The 15,222-nt window shown below is 63.3% G+C and carries 14 protein-coding genes and 1 pseudogene; 12 read left to right on the forward strand and 3 right to left on the reverse strand.

What is annotated here, in order from left to right; genetic code table 11:
• The first annotated feature begins 19 nt into the window (after positions 1-19).
• The 5 genes and pseudogenes from AQZ49_RS10925 to AQZ49_RS21840 form a co-directional block, all read left to right on the forward strand.
• Positions 20-1,120, forward strand: a complete 1,101-nt coding sequence (locus tag AQZ49_RS10925) for a KpsF/GutQ family sugar-phosphate isomerase (RefSeq protein ID WP_231739196.1) — start codon at positions 20-22, stop codon at positions 1,118-1,120.
• Positions 1,117-1,935, forward strand: coding sequence for a 3-deoxy-manno-octulosonate cytidylyltransferase (locus tag AQZ49_RS10930; protein ID WP_067615503.1), 819 nt, complete (start codon positions 1,117-1,119; stop codon positions 1,933-1,935). Before AQZ49_RS10925 ends, AQZ49_RS10930 begins: the two co-directional genes overlap by 4 nt.
• A complete protein-coding gene (kdsA, locus tag AQZ49_RS10935; RefSeq protein WP_067615505.1) occupies positions 1,935-2,762 on the forward strand; it encodes a 3-deoxy-8-phosphooctulonate synthase in 828 nt (275 codons plus the stop codon). The genes AQZ49_RS10930 and kdsA overlap by 1 nt, the downstream gene beginning before the upstream one ends.
• 101 nt (positions 2,763-2,863) lie before the next feature.
• Positions 2,864-3,733 carry a glycosyltransferase gene (locus AQZ49_RS10940; protein ID WP_156428257.1) on the forward strand — a complete coding sequence of 290 codons (870 nt, stop codon included), beginning with the start codon at positions 2,864-2,866 and terminating at the stop codon, positions 3,731-3,733.
• Between the two features lie 275 nt (positions 3,734-4,008).
• Positions 4,009-4,230, forward strand: a pseudogene (locus tag AQZ49_RS21840) (transposase); the annotation flags it as partial.
• 203 nt (positions 4,231-4,433) lie between these two features.
• Here AQZ49_RS21840 and AQZ49_RS22300 read toward each other — a convergent pair.
• Both AQZ49_RS22300 and AQZ49_RS10945 read right to left on the reverse strand, forming a co-directional pair.
• Positions 4,434-4,913, reverse strand: a complete 480-nt coding sequence (locus AQZ49_RS22300) for a hypothetical protein (protein ID WP_156428258.1) — start codon at positions 4,911-4,913, stop codon at positions 4,434-4,436.
• Positions 4,914-5,186: 273 nt separating this feature from the next.
• Positions 5,187-5,891 carry a helix-turn-helix transcriptional regulator gene (locus AQZ49_RS10945; protein WP_067615509.1) on the reverse strand — a complete coding sequence of 235 codons (705 nt, stop codon included), beginning with the start codon at positions 5,889-5,891 and terminating at the stop codon, positions 5,187-5,189.
• Between the two features lie 87 nt (positions 5,892-5,978).
• Between AQZ49_RS10945 and AQZ49_RS10950 the strand changes: the two genes are divergently transcribed.
• Positions 5,979-6,590, forward strand: coding sequence for a glutathione S-transferase family protein (locus tag AQZ49_RS10950; RefSeq protein WP_067615511.1), 612 nt, complete (start codon positions 5,979-5,981; stop codon positions 6,588-6,590).
• A 442-nt stretch (positions 6,591-7,032) separates the two neighbouring features.
• Here AQZ49_RS10950 and AQZ49_RS10955 read toward each other — a convergent pair whose 3' ends face one another.
• Positions 7,033-8,199, reverse strand: a complete 1,167-nt coding sequence (locus AQZ49_RS10955) for a polysaccharide biosynthesis/export family protein (RefSeq protein WP_067615513.1) — start codon at positions 8,197-8,199, stop codon at positions 7,033-7,035.
• A 324-nt stretch (positions 8,200-8,523) separates the two neighbouring features.
• Here AQZ49_RS10955 and AQZ49_RS10965 point away from each other — a divergent pair, with 324 nt between their 5' ends.
• From AQZ49_RS10965 to AQZ49_RS10990, 6 genes are all read left to right on the forward strand, one after another.
• Positions 8,524-9,651 (forward strand): KpsE/RkpR family capsule polysaccharide export protein, encoded by a 1,128-nt coding sequence (locus AQZ49_RS10965; protein ID WP_082701716.1) that lies wholly within the window; start codon positions 8,524-8,526, stop codon positions 9,649-9,651.
• The gene (locus AQZ49_RS10970) at positions 9,648-10,460 is read left to right on the forward strand and encodes an ABC transporter permease (protein ID WP_067615516.1); all 813 of its coding nucleotides are present in this window, start codon (positions 9,648-9,650) and stop codon (positions 10,458-10,460) included. Before AQZ49_RS10965 ends, AQZ49_RS10970 begins: the two co-directional genes overlap by 4 nt.
• A 6-nt stretch (positions 10,461-10,466) precedes the next feature.
• Positions 10,467-11,180, forward strand: a complete 714-nt coding sequence (locus tag AQZ49_RS10975; protein ID WP_067615519.1) for an ABC transporter ATP-binding protein — start codon at positions 10,467-10,469, stop codon at positions 11,178-11,180.
• Positions 11,181-11,293: 113 nt separating this feature from the next.
• A complete protein-coding gene (locus AQZ49_RS10980; RefSeq protein ID WP_197411014.1) occupies positions 11,294-12,964 on the forward strand; it encodes a tetratricopeptide repeat protein in 1,671 nt (556 codons plus the stop codon).
• Positions 12,965-13,082: 118 nt separating this feature from the next.
• Positions 13,083-14,396: a glycosyltransferase family 4 protein gene (locus tag AQZ49_RS10985; protein WP_197411015.1), complete on the forward strand. Its 1,314-nt coding sequence runs from the start codon at positions 13,083-13,085 to the stop codon at positions 14,394-14,396.
• Between the two features lie 11 nt (positions 14,397-14,407).
• Positions 14,408-15,220, forward strand: coding sequence for a sulfotransferase (locus AQZ49_RS10990; protein WP_067615523.1), 813 nt, complete (start codon positions 14,408-14,410; stop codon positions 15,218-15,220).
• Positions 15,221-15,222: the final 2 nt, after the last annotated feature.

Genomic DNA, 15,222 nt, shown 5'->3' on the forward strand with positions numbered 1-15,222 from the left:
CTCCGTCTGGAACAGGAAAATGGCTTTGATGCTCCACACCACCGGCCAGCCGCGCCAGGGCGTCACGACCGATTTTGTGACGAGCGATTTTGGGACGCGCGATTTTGTGACGCGCGATTTCGTAACGCGCGGCCAACAGGTGATCCGCACCGAGGCCGACGCGCTGCAACGGCTGGCCGATGCGATTGATGACAGATTTGCCGATGCGGTGCGCCTGATCCTGGCGGCACGGGGCCGGGTGGTGGCCACCGGCATGGGCAAATCGGGCCATGTCGCGCGCAAGATCGCCGCTACCCTGGCGGCCACCGGCACGCCCGCGTTGTTTCTCCACCCGGCAGAGGCGGCGCATGGCGATCTGGGCATGGTGGTGCCGGGCGATGTGCTGCTGGTGCTGTCGAATTCGGGATCGACCCCCGAAGTGCGCCCGATCATGCGCCATGCCCGCGCGCTCGGCTGCCGCATCATCGGCATGTCGGGTCGCGCGCAGGCGCCAGTGGCGAAAGGGGCCGATGTCGCGCTGGTGCTGCCCGATGCGCGCGAGGCCTGCCCGGTCAATATCGCGCCGACCACTTCGACCACGATGATGATCGCGCTGGGCGATGCGCTGGCGGTAACGGTGATGGGCCAGCGCGGCATTTCGCGCGAAGGCATCCGCATGCTGCACCCCGGCGGCGCGATCGGCGCGCGGCTGACGCCGGTTGAAGAAGTGATGCATGGTGGCACACGGCTGCCGCTGGTGCCGCTGGCCATGCCGATGCGCGACGTGCTGGGGGTGATGACCGAAAAGAGCCTGGGAATCGCAGGCGTGGTCGATCACGCCGGCCGGCTGGCCGGGGTGATCACCGATGGCGATCTGCGCCGCCATATCGACCGGTTGGGCCAGGCCTGCGCGCAAGACGTGATGACCCGCGATCCGCGCACCGTGCCGGTCGGCACGCTGAGCGGCGATGCGCGCCTTCTGCTGGCCGAGGCACGAATCACCGCGCTGTTCGTGGTGGCCCGCGATGATCGGCACCGCCCGGTGGGCGTGCTGCATATCCACGATCTGGCGCGGTGCGACACGCCCGCCGATGCCGACGAACCGCCCTGCGCCACCGCCCTGTCGCAGGCCCGCCGATGACCGGCGACATATATCCGCAACGGATCATCGTGATCCCCGCGCGCCACGGCTCGACCCGCTTTCCCGGCAAGCCACTGGCGCCGTTGCGCGGCGCGGGCGGCGATGCGCGGCCGCTGATCGAACGCACCTGGCGCACCGCGCGCAGCGTGCCGGGGATTGCCCGCGTGCTGGTGGCGACCGACGATGAAGCGATTGCCGATGCTGCGCGCGGGTTTGGCGCCGACGTGGTGATGACGCCCGGCGCCTGCCGCAACGGCACCGAACGCTGCGCCGCCGTGCTCGACAGTCTGGACCAGGACCCCGATCTGGTGATCAACCTGCAAGGCGATGCCCCGCTGACCCCCCGGCACGTGATCACCCGCCTGATCGAACGGATCGATCAGGATGACGCGCTGCCCGTGGCCACCCCCGCCACCCCCTGCACGCCCGGCGTGATGGCCGCGCTGGTCCGCGATCAGCAGGCGGGCCGCGTCGGCGGCACCACCGTGGTGTTCGATGCGCAGGGCCGCGCGCTGTATTTTTCCAAACGCATCATCCCCCATATCGCGCCGGCGCGGTTGATGGCGCAGGCGCACCACGTTCATCTGCACATGGGGGTCTATGCCTATCGCCCGCAGGCCTTGCGCGCCTATCGCGCGGCGGCCCCGGCCCTGCTGGAAGACCTGGAAGGGCTCGAACAGTTGCGGTTCGGCGCGATCGGCCTGCCGATCGGCGTCGCGCTGTGCCCCGCCCCGGCGTGGGATGCAATCGAATGCAACAACCCCGCCGACGTGCCGCTGATCGAGCGCGTGCTGGCCGAACTCGGGATCGATTGATGGATTTTGTCGGCCACACTGTGGGCACCATGGCGCGCCCGTTCCTGATCGCCGGGCCTTGCGTGATCGAAAGCGAAGACTTGTGCCTGACGGTGGCCGACCATCTGGCCCACCTGTCGCGCAGACTGGCCATCCCCGTGGTGTTCAAGGCCAGTTTCGACAAGGCCAACCGCAGCGCGCACACCAGCTTTCGCGGGATCGGACTGCACGAAGGGCTGGCCGTGCTGGCCAAAGTGCGCGACCGCACCGGCCTTCCCGTGCTGACCGATATTCACGATGTCGCGCATGTCGCCACCGTGGCCGAAGTGGTCGATGTGTTGCAGACCCCGGCGTTCCTGGCCCGCCAGACCGATCTGATCGCCGCCGCCGCCGCCAGCGGGCGCCCGGTCAACATCAAGAAGGCGCAGTTCATGGCGCCTGGCGACATGACCCAGGTGATCGCCAAGGCGCGCGCCGCCGCGCGCGCGGCAGGGCTTGGCGAAGATCGCTTTCTGGTGTGCGAGCGCGGCACCAGCTTTGGCTATCACAATCTGGTGGTCGACATGCGTTCGCTGGTCGACATGCGCGCGACCGGGTGCCCGGTGGTGTTCGATGCCACCCATTCGGTGCAATTGCCCGGCAGCATGGGCGGATCTTCGGGCGGGCAGCGCGAATATGTCGCCCCGCTGGCGCGCGCGGCGGTCGCGGTGGGTGTGGGCGGCCTGTTCATGGAAACCCACCCCGACCCTGCCAACGCGCTGTCCGATGGCCCCAACGCGGTGCCGCTGGATGAAATCGACGCGCTGGTCGAACGTCTGTTGCGTCTGGCCCACACCGCACACGGATAGGTTTCGCACCCGGTTTCGGGTTGCCATGGCGGGGCCGATCTTGATACTGCCAGACACCGCGTTGGCCCGGCACGGGGCGACTGACAAAGGTGCGAGTGTCGATGCCCAGCCTTGTTCAGGTGGTGATTACCCGGTTCAGCCTGATCACGTTTGGCCGCGAATATGCCTATCGCATGGCGCCCGGCTGGCTGGAGGGGCGGTTCGACTTGTTCGAACGCTATTGCCTGCCGACGATCGCGGCGCAGACGCAGCAGGATTTCATCTGGCTGGTGCTGTTTGACGAAGGCACGCCCGGCTGGGCGCGCGAACGCATCGCCCAATGCCAACAGGTGCGCCCGTTCACGCCGCTGTATCTGGGCCAGTTCGATGCGGCCGGCTGGGCCCGCATGGTGCGCGACGCCATCGGCGCACCGGTGCCCGACCGGTTGATCCTGACATCGAACATCGACAACGACGACGGCGTCGCGGCAGACTATATCGCGCGGGTGCAGGATGCCGCCTTGCGCGAATGGCGCGGCGAAACCTTTGCGGTGAACGCACCCTGGGGCCTGGTGCGCACCGGGCGGCGGCTGTTCCTGCATTACCACCCCAGTTGCGCCTTCACCAACATGGTAGAAGCCGACACCCCGCTGTTTCGCACCACCATGACCACCCGCCACAACGATCTGCCCCTGCAAATGCGGCTGGTTCAACTGGCAGGCGGCCCCGGCTGGCTGCAAGTGGTGCACGGCAACAACGTGTCAAACCGGGTACGCGGCAAAGTGATCGACAAACCCGGCGAAGCCGCCTTTCCCGCCCAGGTGCTGACCGGCGTCGACAACCCCGGCTGGCTGGAAAAAATCTGGGACAACACCATCCTCGCCCCCGCCCGCGCCCTGCGCGACCGCGCCTTCATCCTGATCCGCCGCATAATCCCCGCCGACCGCGCCGCCCTGCGCCAAAACCTGCCGGGCGCATCACAGGGGGCGTGAGCAAAGTGCGCTGTGATTGAGCGGCTGGTTTGAGGGAATGAGCGGTTAGTCTCCTATCAGGAACGCCAATCGGGATCGCCGACCTTCCGGGCAGCGTACCGGCATATCAGCTATGCGCCCTAATTCCGGCCGCTTGCCGGCATGTGGGTGCAGCCCAACAGCGGACACAAGCATCTATTCCGTATACTGGCCCCGGAATTATTCTCTGGCCCCGGAATTATTCTCTGGCCCCGGAATTATTCTCTGGCCCCGGAATTATTCTGGCCCCGGAATTATTGCGGGGTAACGGCGACTGGACCCTCGAAACCATCAAGCGATCCGACAAGGCGCAAGGTTTCGAAGTGCTCCCAAGGCGATGGGTCGTGGAACGCACATTCGCATGGCTCGGTCGATGCCGTCGGCTCGCAAAGGACTGGGAGCAGTCCATCGAAAGCTCAGCGGCTTGGGCCACCATAGCTTCAATCCGAATGCTAACTCGTCGAATTTCAAAAGGTTAACATACTTGAACGGACTTGCGAGTCAGACACTTACGCAGGCGCGTCAGTGCCAAATAATTGATTCTGTGGACTTTGTCGCGCCAGGCTCGTCCTATTTTGATGCGAACTTCACTTAATTGCTGTGACCCCGGGCAATTATACGTATAAACTCAAAGTTTTTCGCCGGAATTTCGATAACCAGTGATCATCAACCGCAGACGTGATCATAATTTAGACGAGCTAAGCCCTCGACAAGATGCCAAATTTTGTTTCACGACTTGTCCATTATTTAAATTAAATAAAAGCACTCCTATACCGGCAAAATTGACTTTTAAATTAATAGATTCGATAGAACTTCTTTGAATATAATTTCCGAATACATCTACAATTGAATCAGATATTAATATTTTATCGGACTTTTTAAAACAGATCGCGGCTGCTGGATAAAGATATAAATGAGTAAATGCCAAAATTGCGATAACACCAAATAATATTCGATAAAGTCGAACAAAATTTAGCAAACTATCTTCAGATTCAAGCTTCACATGATATCCATAGATCAATGATAATGCAATGCTGAAAATTAATATTACAGATATAGTGTTCGCAAAAAGCACTCCAGGCCAGAATATGCGCGCGATAAATCCCTGATTGCCCTCCTGTATGAGCTCTAACTTTTCAAAGGTAATGGCAATATTTTTCATGAATCACCTCGGTCCGTGTCCATCAACTCTCCACACAGCAGCCACCGCAGCTTTTGCGGCCAAATCGAACCATGCGTTTTGAATTCCGGGGCCAGGAATTTCGGGGCCAGTATACCCATTAGTCGCGCTTCGGGAAGGGCGGTTAGCTCTACAAGGCTGACCGAAACCAGCCATTCCGCAACCGGCCCGTTTGCCGCCATCGGCAGGCGATGAATCTACGACCGCTTTCGACGATACGGTATGGGGCCGGGAATGACGGCTAACAAGGCGACATCAGTCAACCGGCTGCGGCCTCCCTTGGCGCGGCTGACTGCGCCTCCAGCGCAGCTTCAGCTCACCCACTCTCTGACCGTGGCGCTCGTCGAGAAATCGGGCCTCCACGATGCGGTCGGTGCGGAAATGGCGGAAGTCCTGGCGTGTTTCGCACCAGGCGGCCAACATCTGCGCCGTCTCGAAATAACCGATCAGCACCGGCCAGATGACCCGATCGCTGACCTTGCCGCCCTCGTCCCGATAGGTGATCGCCAGCTTGCGCCCTTCATGGATCCACGTCCGGGTGCGGGCCAGATCGATCCCGTCGGGTGCCGGAACTCGCCCGGGCGGCGTGCCCGTGGCGGAATGGACGATGAAGGGCCGCAGCCTTTCGGGCACCACCGAGGTGATCTTGGCAATCAGATCGCGCGCGGCGGCAGCCAGCGCCGGGTCGCCGCGCCCGGCCACCCATTGCGCGCCCAGCACGGCCGCCTCGATCTCCTCGGGTGTCAGCATCAGCGGCGGCATGTCGAAACTGTCGTCGAGGATATAGCCGAACCCGGCCTCGCCGCGCAGGGGAACGCGCTGGCCGATGAGGTCGGCAATGTCGCGATAGACGGTGCGCGGTGAGACCTCCAACTCGCGGGCCATGTCCTGCGCGGTGACGGGCCGGGTCGAACGGCGCAGGATCTGGATGATCTGGAACAATCTGTCGGCGCGGCGCATGGGCGGTCTCCCTGCTGACACCATGCTGTCAGCAGGGGTCTCGTACAAGGCTCGTGTCACCCCCAACCACCGGACAGGATTGCCTTCATGATTACGCTTTACCACGCTCCAAATTCCCGCTCGTCGCGTATCGTCTGGTTGCTGGAGGAACTGGGCGCGACCTATACGATTCAGCCTGTCTCGATTTTCCGCCCGATGACCGGGCAGGGCCATCCCGACCCCACCAATCCGCACCCCGATCGGCGCGTACCTGCTATCGAGCATAAGGATGCGCTGATCACCGAATCCTTGGGCATTGCGCTTTATTTGGGCGATGCGCTGCCGGCCGCCGGTCTCGCCCCCGCGCTCGATGATGCCCGGCGCGGCGACTATTGCACCTGGCTGGCGTGGTATGGGTGCGAGATGGAACCGGCGATGTTTGCTGCCTTGTCCGGCGCGCTGGCGGGCTCGCCTGCCAAACAGCGCGATCATGCTGCTGTGTTGCGGCGGCTGGAAGAGCGGCTGGCGCAATGCCCCTATGTGCTGGGAGACAGGTTTTCCACCACCGACGTGTTGATCGCCAGCGCGCTGGGCTTTGGCCGCGCTGCCTTTCCTGACAGCGCCGTGCTTGATGCCTATGTCGAGCGATGCAAGGCCCGATCGGCGGCCATCCGCGCCCTTGCGCGGGACGGAGCGTCGGGGCTTCAGAAGGCCGCTTAACTTGCGGTCACCGTGACTGCGGGGCGAGGGACGAGGCGGCCACCGGTAGCACTGAAAAGTTGCCCAAAACCATCCATTCGTTCGCGTAGCACAGGCCAATGAACCACCGGCAGGTTTCAGGGAGCCGCTTGGATGGCTGCTACGGCAGCTCTGAGGGCGCTTCCAGCAGCCGTGGGCCCGTGGCCGCTCGACTGTCGTGTGCCTCGTACCGGTCCTTTCGCTGCACGGCATCGGTACGGATTCCCACCGACGGAGTGCCCTGCTGGATCTCCACCAACGCGATTGGCGCGTTCGTTGCCAAGGGGGGCGGCATCGGCGCGCCGCGCCGAAATTGCTGTACCGGTGACATTTGACGACGGCGCCTGTTCCGGCTTGCCGGGCGCTGCGCGCGGCATCCGGATCGCGCTGGTCCGGCCGCGCGGCGAGGGCCGATGCGCCCGCGCTATTTCGCCTGATTGATGATGCCGATCCCGGCATAGGCCAGGTTCGCCACGGTCTGGGCAAATTTCTGCAGATCGGCGCCCGGGGCGTTCGACACATAGATCACGTCGTGGTCGCGGATGCGAAAGCCCTGCGCCACAAAGAACGCCGCCGGATCGCTCAGGTCGAGCCGATAGATCACCGGTACGCGCCCATCGGCAAGCGCCCTGGCGCCCGCCGCCACCGCGGGATCGAGCGCCGCCGGGCGTTCCAGCCGGAACAGGAATATCCCGCGCATGTCGGCGCGGGCATCGGCCAGCCCGCCGGCCCGGCCCAGCGCCTGCGCCAGCGTCAGGCCGGTCGCTTCGAACGGCACTTCGGCATTGTTGCCCGTCGCCCCCAGCACGGTGAACGTCCATGGCTGAAACAGCGCGGTCACCACATCGTCGGACGCCAGCCGGATATTCTGCGCCGGATCGCGGATCACCGCATCGAGCGGCATCGTCGCCACTTTGGTGCCGCGCGTGATCTGCAAAACCGTCTTGGTCACCGGCTGTTTGGTGCCCCCGGCATAGGCCAGCGCATCAAGCACGCGTTCGCCGTGCGGGGTGATATTGAACCGCCCGGCGCCGCTGACATCGCCCAGCACCGACACGTTCTTCAGGGCATTGTGTGTCATCCGCACGATCACCTGGGGATGGTTGGCCTTGCCGTGCAACCGCTCGGTCACTTCGCGTTCGACATCGCGCGGAGTGCGCCCGGCCACCACCAGGCTGCCGACAAACGGCACGAACACGCGCCCGGTCTCGTCGACCATCTGTTCGGGCAGGCCTGCACTGCGTGCCGCCTGCACGCCGGAATTGACCGAGCCAAGCGGGCTGATCGTGCCAAACAGCGCGGCGGGCGGCGCCTCCCAGATCGCAATGTCGATGCTGTCGCCATTGCCGATCACCGTGCCGACCGGGGCGATATCGCCAAATGCTTCGGCAAAGCTCTGCGTGCGGTCCACCTCGAACACGTGGCGGGCCGCCGTGCTGGTCAGTTCGACCACGGTGATCGGGCTGCCCTGCAGTGGCGCGCCCGCCGCGCGGGTGACCGCTTTCTGGTATGGCCCCGACCGGCCGAATTCGCCACAACCCGCCAGCATGATCGACACTGCCAGCGCCGCCACGGCGCCGATGCGGATCATGCCCGCGCAAGGCCTGTCTGCGGTGTTCATATGTCTGCCCAACCTGCCGATGGATATCCTGGCGCCGATCCACGCCGGGGTCCGCCATAGCGGTTTGTCGGCGACCACCGGCAAACCTATCGATCCGTTACGGCTGCGTTACGCACGATCGGCAGCGGCATGGCCACGGCGGATCGCCGTGCGCGGCGCTGTCAAAAAACCCATTCTGGCGACGAATGGACAGATGCCGCCGAAACGGCGCGGGTCCAGATGCAACACGTGTTTGGCCTGAGGGCGAGCACGGGTATGTCGCCACGCAGACCGGCCACACAGACGGATTTTGCCATGAATGCACCCCCTGCCGATTTGCCCGCCCATGCCCGCGCGTGGTGGCTGCGGCCGCTGTTCCTGATCTGCGTGGTGCTGCCCACACTGGTGGCGATCGTCTATTTCGGCGTGCTGGCGTCCGATATCTACATCTCGGAATCGCGCTTCATCGTGCGCAGCCAGGATAAATCGACACCGACCGCGCTCGGCCTGTTGCTCAACAACGCCGCGCTCAACCACGGCACGCCCGAAAGCGCGGCGGCGCAAAGCTATCTGCTGTCGCGCGATGCACTGGCCGCGCTCAACCGCGACCGGGCCTATGCCCGCGCCTATGACCGCCCGGGCATTGCATGGCTCGACCGGTTCGATCCGCTGGGCCTGACCGGCAGTTTCGAGGATCTCTACAAGTATTACCTGTCGCACGTGCAAGTCGAAACCGACAGCACGGCGGGGATCTCAGAGCTGACCGTGCGGGCCTATACCGCCGCCGATGCCCGGGCAATCAACGAACATCTGCTGCGCCTGGCCGAAACGACGGTCAACGCCATGAGCGAACGCGCACGCCGCGACCTGATCGCCAGTTCGGCACACGAAGCGTTCGATGCCAAGGCCGCCGCGCGCGCCGCCGGCAGCGCGCTGGCGCGCTATCGCAACACTGCCGGTGTGGTCGATCCCGAAAAGCAGGCGCCGATCCAGTATGAACTCGTCTCGAAATTGCAGGACGAACTGATCGAGGCACGCAGCGACCGGCGCCAGTTGGCCGCAGTTGCCCCGCAAAGCGACCAGATCCCCGCGCTCGATGCGCGCATTCATGAAATCGAGACGCGTATCGCCGAACAATCGGGCCTGGCCGCGGGCAACAAGCGCAAATCGCTGGCGGCGGCAGGCGAGGAATACGAACGCCTGTCGCTCGAAGCCGATTTCGCCACCAAACGCCTTGGTGCCGCGCTGGCCTCGCTGGAAACCGCCGAAAACGAGGCGCAGCACCAGTCGAGCTATGTCGAACGCGTGGTCGAACCCAACTTGCCCGACAAAGCGACCGAGCCGCGCCGCCTGCGCGGCATCCTGACCACATTGGTGTTCAGTCTGGTGGTCTGGGGGGTGGCGACGATGCTGCTGGCCGGGGTCAGGGAACACCGGTCATGACCGGCCTGCCGCACCCGCGCCGGGTGAACCCCTCGCTGGCGGATGGCTTTGCCGTGCAACGCCGGGTCATCGGCGCACTGCTGATGCGCGAGATCCTCACCCGCTATGGCCGCCACAACATCGGTTTTCTGTGGCTGTTTGTCGAACCGATGCTGTTCACGCTGGGGGTAACCGCATTGTGGTCGCTGACCCGCGAATCGCACAGCAATGCGATCCCGATCACCGCCTTTGCGCTGACCGGCTATTCGACCGTGCTGCTGTGGCGCAATATGCCGGGCCGGTGCATCTCGGCGATCGAGCCCAACCGGTCGCTGCTCTATCACCGCAATGTCCGCCTGCTGGATATCTATCTGAGCCGCCTTCTGCTCGAATTCGGCGGGGCGAGTATTTCGTTCATGATCCTGACGCTGCTGTTCATGAATTTGGGCATGATCGATCCACCCGAAGACCTGCTGAAGGTCATCTTCGGCTGGGTGACGCTGGGCCTGTTCGGGACGGCGCTGGCGCTGACGATGGGCACCCTGGCGATCAACAACGAGATCGTCGAGAAACTGTGGCACCCGATTTCCTATCTGACATTTCCGCTGTCGGGCGCGGCCTACATGGTCGATGCCCTGCCCAAGAGCGTGCAGCCGCTGGCGCTGTACCTGCCGATGGTCAATTGCGTCGAGATCATCCGCGACGGCTATTTCGGAAAGCACGCCAATCCGCATTACGACATCGGCTATGTTGCAGCGGTAACGGTGGTGATGATGTTGTTTGCCCTGATCACTCTGTCGATCAAGGGCCGCCTGGTCGCGGTCGACTGAACGGCCATGGCGCAACCTGTCCGCGCGATCCGGGCCATCCGCCTGTGCAAATCCTATCCCACCCGGACCGGCCCGCGCCAGATCCTGTGCGATGTCGATTTCGAACTGCAGTTCGGCCAGAAACTCGGCATCCTTGGCCGCAACGGGGCAGGAAAATCATCGCTGATCCGGCTGATCAGCGAAGCCGAAGAACCCACTTCGGGCAGAATCGATCGCACGATGTCTGTATCCTGGCCGCTGGCATTCGGCGGTGCGTTCCAGTCATCGCTGACCGGGCGCGACAATGTCCGCTTTATCAGCCGGATCTACAATTCGGATTACAGAAAAAACGTCGAAGCGGTCGAGGATTTTGCCGAGCTGGGCACTTATCTCGATGAACCGGTCAAAGTCTATTCGTCGGGTATGCGGGCCAGACTGGCGTTCGCGCTGTCGATGATCATCGAATTTGACTGCTTTTTGATCGACGAGGCCGCGTCGGTCGGCGATTCCCGCTTTACCCGAAAGTGCGAATATGAACTTTTCCAGAAACGCCACGACCGATCGATGATCATCGTCTCGCACGACGTCGGCTATGTGCGCGATCACTGCACCGTCTTCGGGGTTCTCGACAGCGGTCGTTTCACGCTGTTTTCGACATTTGCCGAGGCGCAGGACAGCTTTGAAAACACGATGACCTGGACCCCGCCCGAAACCGCCGCAGATCCTGCTGCCGGGGTGTGACATTCGCCTCTGATATGGATTTACCCTTGGTTGTGCTGGCGCAAGGCCCGCGTCAGACCAATTCAGGTCGCGAAGGCGCGACGGGCCGAGGCGCCCCTGGGATGGAGCTGACGATGCGAGTTTTGACCCCCATTCTGATCAAGATGGCCGACGCCGCGAGGGACAAACGCGATTGGGTTCAGGCCGAAGCCTTGTATCGCCGCATCTTGCGCCAGTCGCCCGAACGCAGTGGCGTGTGGGTGCAACTGGGCCATACGCTGAAGGAACAGGGCGACCTGAACGGCGCGCTGGCAGCCTATGACCAGGCGTTGGCGCTGGCGCCCGACAAGGCCGATACCCACCACCAGATCGGCCGGGTGCTGTCTGCGCTGGGTCGGCTGGACGAAGCCACCGTGGCCTATCAGCGCGCGGTCGAACTGGCGCCAGCGCTGGGCGATGCCGCGCAGGAACTGGCCGGTCTGTGGCTGGCCAAGCTGAACCTGGCCGACAATGCCCGCGATCGCCGTCAATGGGCGCGCGCGGCAGACCTCTATCGCGAAGTGCTCGATCATGATCCGGGCTTGAGCGCGATCTGGGTGCAGATGGGCCATTGCCACAAGGAACTGGGCAATATCACCCTCGCTCTGGAGGCCTATCGCCAGTCCGAGGCGATCGCCCCCGACATTGCCGACACGCTGCATCAGGTGGCGCGCGCGCTCTGGCTGACTGGCCAGGTCGACGAGGCGATCGCCAAATACGAACAGGCCCTGGCGCGCGAGCCCGGCTTGAGCGATGCCGCGCGCGAACTCGAAGCGCTGCGCAACGCCGCAAACGATGCCCGGTCCCCGGTGGCGGCAGAGGTGATCGCCAATGTACCGGCCGATCGGCCCGCCGGCCTTCCGACGCATCTGCGTTATGTCATCCTTGGCACGACCGGGCTGTGCAACGCATCGTGCATCCATTGCCCCACCGGCAAGACCGAAACCAGCCATGTTCCGCGCGTGCCGATGACGATGGAGCTGTTCCGCAGGATTGTCGATCAGATCGCCGATCTGCGCCTGCCGATCACCGATCAGGTCTCGTTCGGATTGTTTGGCGACGCGCTGATTGATCCATTTGTGGTGGAACGCGCGCGCTACATGATGGATCGGCTGCCTTATGCCAAGATTTCGATCAACACCAACGGCGCCGCGTTCAATGCCGCCAAGCATGGCGAACTCGAACGCTATGCGGCGACGATCGCGTTGCATTGCGAATCGCTGACGCCCGAAACCTATAATTATCTGATGCAGCCGCTCCGGGCCGAGCGGGTCCACCCAAAATACGAACCGATCCTGAAGGCCTTCCCCGGCAAAGTCGTCGTCAGCGTTCCGGTCAGTCGCCGCAATGTCGAGGAATTGTCGGCGATGCGTAACTGGTTTCTGGAACGCGGTGCGCGCGATGTGGTGTTCGACCCACTTAGTAGCCGCTGCGTCGAAGATCGCACGCTGTTCAATTCGCTGGCGCTCAAGCCCAAGCCGATCCGCTGCTCGGCGGAAATGGTCGAAGACCTGATTGTCGATTGCGACGGGCAGATCCTGATCTGCTGTCAGGATTTCAAGCGGGTGGAAGGCATCGGCAGCCTGCGCGACGAAAGCCTGGCCGATGCGCTGACCGGGGTGCACCGCGCGCGCATTCGCAAAGTGCTGGAAGAAGGGCGGCACGAAACGGTCACCACGTGCAGCCGCTGTTTCGGCGACCACCGCGTCGATCTCGACAAAGTGATCGCCGAAGTGGTCAACGGCAAGGCCAAAGTGCCCGCCTAGCGCCTCGCCAGGGGCGCAACCACACGCGATCCCCGGGGCAAAGTCCCGCATTCAGGCGCGCGCCGACGGCGCGGCCCAAAGAGGTATTGTTCATGGTCGTGCACGTGGCGGGTCTGACATGACCCGCGTCCTGATCGACGGGCGCAATCTCGGGCTGGAAAAGGGCACCGGGGTAGCCACTTATGCCCGCAACCTGTCGCACGAATTGCATGCGATGGGGCATGGGGTGGAAGTGCTCTATGGCTATGGCGCGCCGCGTTCGCGCAACAAGCTGATGCGCGAAATCGCCTTTTTTGACAGCAACCACGGCGATCGCGATCGCATCGCCGCGATGATCGAGGCCGTGCGCGGCCGATTGCTGGGCCCCTTGGGCAAATATGCCTATGATGTGCCGATCAGCGGGCGCGTGGTGTCACGCACGTTCAGCGCGCGGCTGCCCTATTACGACCGCATCGTCAATTCGCCCAATGTGTTCACCCGCAGCCAGGCGACATTCGGCGCGTGGAAGATGTTTTCGCGGCTGACCATGGATAATCCGCCCGATATCGCACACTGGACCTATCCGCTGCCGATCCGGCTGAAGGGCAAGGCCAATGTCTATACCATGCACGACATGGTGCCGCTCAAGCTGCCCTATACCACACTCGACAACAAACGGTTCTATCTGCGGCTCATGAAGCGCATCGCGCGCGTGGCCGATCATATTGTCACCGTGTCGGAATGTTCGAAACGCGACATTGTCGAATTGATCGGCGTCGCCCCCGAACGGATCACCAACACGTATCAATCGGTCGATATCCCGGAAAAATTCCTCAGCAAACCCGATGACGAAGTCGCACGCGAAGTCGAAGGCGCGGTGGGCGTCGATTACAAGGGCTATTACCTGTTCTGGGGCTCGATCGAGCCCAAGAAGAACATCGGCCGGATGATCGAGGGCTATCTTGCCAGCAAAGTCGATGCCCCGCTGGTGATCGTGGGCGCGATGGCGTGGAAATCCGACGAGGAACTGCGCCTGCTCAACGAGGAAAATATCGTCTTCCGCCGCACCATCGAAAACGACGAATTCACCCGCAAACGCGTGATGATCCTGCCCTATGCGCCGTTTTCGCTGCTGGTCAGCCTGATCCGGGGGGCGCGTGCGACCCTGTTCCCGTCGATCTATGAAGGGTTTGGCCTGCCCGTGCTCGAGGCGATGCTGCTGGGCACGCCGGTGATCTGTTCCGACACCGCCAGCTTGCCCGAAGTGGCCGCCCAGGCCGCGCTGATGGTCGATCCCTATGACACCAGCGCGATCGCCCGTGCGGTGCGAAAGATGGATGCCGATGCCGATCTGCGCGCAGAGCTTGCCGCGCGCGGACGGGTGCAGGCGGCGAAGTTCAGCCGCGAGGCCTATCGCGACAAGCTCGCGTCGGTCTACGGCCGGCTGGTCTAGGGGCGATCGTCATGACCGACATCCTGGACCGGTGCCTGTTCGTGATCGGGCGGCAAAGATCGGGCACGACCGTGCTGCGGGCGGCACTGGCCTCGCATCCGCGCGTTCACGATCTTGGCGAACTGCTGCACGAACAGAAGCCGGGCGGATTTTACGCCGAACTGGGGGCGCGTCTGGCCGAAACGGCCTCGGCCGGATTGCACGAACGCTGGTTCGATATCCTGGTGGCAACGATCCAACGCCTTGCCCCGCCAGAGGATGACAAAGTCCTGCTGGTCGACATCAAGTACAATGGCGCGCTCAATTTCGGTTCGCTGTTTGTCGGGCCGACCATGGTCAACACGCTGATCCACAAGCTTTCCCTGCACCGTGCCACGGTGATCCATGTCCTGCGCCGCAACAAGCTGTCGTTGCTGACATCGGTGGAAATGGCGCGCAAGACCGGCCAGTGGCGTTTGCAGCACGGTCAGGAGCGACACATCGCAACGATCGGGCTCGATCTGCGCAAGCTGCCCGCGCGCATCGCCGCCGAAGAGGCGCTGGACGCCTATTTCACCGCCCAACTGGCCGGGATCGGCGCGCGCATTCCGGTGGTCTACGAGGATATGTTCATGCCCGACGGCAGCTTTGCCAAAGGCTGTTTCATGCAAGTCGCGCAACGCTTCGCGATCGAACCCGCGTTCGACTTCGGCCCCCGCCTGGCCAAACAGAGCGCGCCACTGTCCACCGCAATTGCCAATTTCGCCGAGGTTTCCGCGCAGATCGACAGTCTGATCAAGGCCGGGTCGCTGTCGCCCGACTATCGGACCTACCTGCGGGCCTGACC

This window comes from Novosphingobium sp. FSW06-99, from assembly GCF_001519065.1.
Lineage (GTDB): Bacteria > Pseudomonadota > Alphaproteobacteria > Sphingomonadales > Sphingomonadaceae > Novosphingobium.